The organism is Streptomyces sp. WELS2, assembly GCF_013870595.1.
Taxonomy (GTDB): domain Bacteria; phylum Actinomycetota; class Actinomycetes; order Streptomycetales; family Streptomycetaceae; genus Streptomyces.
Genome location: NZ_JACBWZ010000998.1, coordinates 1 through 2,050 on the forward strand (window position 1 = coordinate 1; position 2,050 = coordinate 2,050).

Consider the following 2,050-nt stretch of genomic DNA (forward strand, 5'->3'; position numbering starts at 1 on the left):
CGGGGGAGGTCTTTCCGCGGCGCAAGCCGACACCGCCGGCCGCACCGCAGCAGTTGGCCGCGGTCTGACCCGGCCGGGCGCCTCGAAGGCTCGGGACACGCGGGGCGGGGTTCGCGCACCCCGCCCCTTTCGCCCGTTCCCCCGTGGCTACTCTGGAGACATGGACTACGTCTCCGCGCTCGTGCCCCCGGTCGTCATGGCCGTGTTCTTCATCGGTGTGGTCAGGGTGATCGTGAAGACCCAGGGCGGTGCCGCAAAGGCCAAGGAGGACGCGGCCGTCGACGCCGCGCTCGCCCGCGCCGAGGGCGCGTCCGAGAGCCCCGCCGCCGGCGCCTGAGCCCCCCGGCCGGACGGGGCCCGTGTGCCCCTCGGCCGTTCCGGCGTGCCCGCCGTCACCGGACCCGCTCTTTCCGGCACCCCGCGTCCTTTTTGCTCGGGTTTGCGACGATGGCGCACGTCCCGCACGTCATTGGGCGGATCTCCCACTATTGTTCTGAGCTGTGCCTCGCCCATTGGGAGAACTCGAAGACGCGGTCATGACGCGGGTGTGGAAGTGGAACCGCCCGGTGACCGTTCGAGAAGTCCTGGAAGACCTCCAGCAGGAACGGTCGATCGCGTACACCACCGTGATGACCGTTTTGGACAATCTCCATCAGAAGGGCTGGGTGCGCCGTGAGGCGGAAGGCCGGGCCTATCGATATGAGGCCGTGTCGACACGCGCCGCGTACGCCGCGGCCCTGATGAACGACGCGTGGTCCCAGAGTGACAACCCGGCCGCCGCTCTCGTCGCCTTCTTCGGCATGATGAGCGAGGAACAGCGTCAGGCCCTCAGGGACGCCGTACGCATCGTCCAGGGCCCGGAAGAAACCCGGGAAGCACCCGAAGCCGGGCAACCGGAAGCCGCCGAAGCCCGGCAAGAGGAGAACCCCGGCTCGGCGGAGGACGCCGACGGGCGATAGCGTCCGCTCATGTCAGCAGAGCGTCCTGAAGTCTCCGCAAAAGCCATCACCGTCCGGCGGGCCCGGACCAGCGATGTCCCGGCCGTGCGCCGCCTCCTCGACGCCTACGTCCGCGACCGCATCCTGCTCGACAAAGCGACCGTCACGCTTTACGAGGACATCCAGGAGTTCTGGGTCGCCGAACGCGATGACAACGCCGAGGTGGTCGGCTGCGGTGCGCTGCACGTCATGTGGGAGGACCTGGCGGAAGTGCGGACTCTGGCGGTGAAGCCCGGCCTCAAGGGCGCCGGCGTGGGCCATCAGTTGCTGGAGAAGTTGCTGGAGACCGCACGCTGGCTCGGTGTTCGCCGGGTTTTCTGCCTGACCTTCGAAGTGGACTTCTTCGCGAAGCACGGCTTCGTGGAGATCGGCGAGACGCCGGTCGACACCGATGTCTACGCGGAGCTGTTGCGTTCCTATGACGAGGGCGTCGCCGAGTTCCTCGGTCTCGAACGAGTGAAGCCGAACACCTTGGGCAACAGCCGGATGCTTCTGCATCTGTGATCGCCAATGCCCTGGTGCCCTATGTCCGAAACGCGCATGTTTCCGGACGGGGCCGGGGTACCGAGTCGCCGCCGAGGGTTTGTGTTTTTCCGGCAAAAGCGGTTTGCTTTCCGACGTACTGCAGTACTGCATATAACAGGGGCGGCGAAACGGCGGACGCCGCTCACCCCCTGCCCTCAACGTTATCGATGAAAGGAAATACGGTGGCACAGAAGGTTCAGGTCCTTCTTGTCGACGACCTCGACGGCGGCGAGGCGGACGAGACCGTGACGTTCGCGCTGGACGGCAAGACGTACGAGATCGATCTCACGACCGCCAACGCGGACAAGCTGCGCGGTCTTCTGGAGCCCTATGTGAAGGGCGGACGCCGTACCGGTGGCCGTGCTTCCGGCGGGCGTGGAAAGGCGCGTGCCGCTTCCGGCGGCAGCCAGGACACCGCGGCCATCCGCGCCTGGGCGAAGGAGAACGGTTACGAGGTCAACGACCGGGGCCGTGTTCCCGCGTCGATCCGTGAGGCCTACGAGAAGGCCAACGGCTGATCCCGCCGG

General features: G+C 67.1%; 4 protein-coding genes. All 4 read left to right on the forward strand.

Annotated elements, in window-relative coordinates; genetic code table 11:
* The first annotated feature begins 160 nt into the window (after positions 1-160).
* Positions 161-337: a hypothetical protein gene (locus tag H5J33_RS32770; protein WP_181798349.1), complete on the forward strand. Its 177-nt coding sequence runs from the start codon at positions 161-163 to the stop codon at positions 335-337.
* 163 nt (positions 338-500) lie between these two features.
* Positions 501-959 (forward strand): BlaI/MecI/CopY family transcriptional regulator, encoded by a 459-nt coding sequence (locus H5J33_RS32775; RefSeq protein WP_181798350.1) that lies wholly within the window; start codon positions 501-503, stop codon positions 957-959.
* Between the two features lie 9 nt (positions 960-968).
* Positions 969-1,502 carry an amino-acid N-acetyltransferase gene (locus H5J33_RS32780; RefSeq protein ID WP_181798351.1) on the forward strand — a complete coding sequence of 178 codons (534 nt, stop codon included), beginning with the start codon at positions 969-971 and terminating at the stop codon, positions 1,500-1,502.
* A gap of 203 nt (positions 1,503-1,705) precedes the next feature.
* On the forward strand, positions 1,706-2,041 hold the full coding sequence (locus tag H5J33_RS32785) for an Lsr2 family protein (RefSeq protein WP_067299641.1): 336 nt from the start codon (positions 1,706-1,708) through the stop codon (positions 2,039-2,041).
* The last annotated feature ends 9 nt before the right edge of the window (positions 2,042-2,050 follow it).

Excerpts from the sequence above, each read along its gene's own strand:
- H5J33_RS32770 (WP_181798349.1), top strand. The coding sequence starts at position 161 with ATGGACTACGTCTCCGCGCTCGTGCCCCCGGTCGTCATGGCCGTGTTC.
- H5J33_RS32780 (WP_181798351.1), top strand. The coding sequence starts at position 969 with ATGTCAGCAGAGCGTCCTGAAGTCTCCGCAAAAGCCATCACCGTCCGG.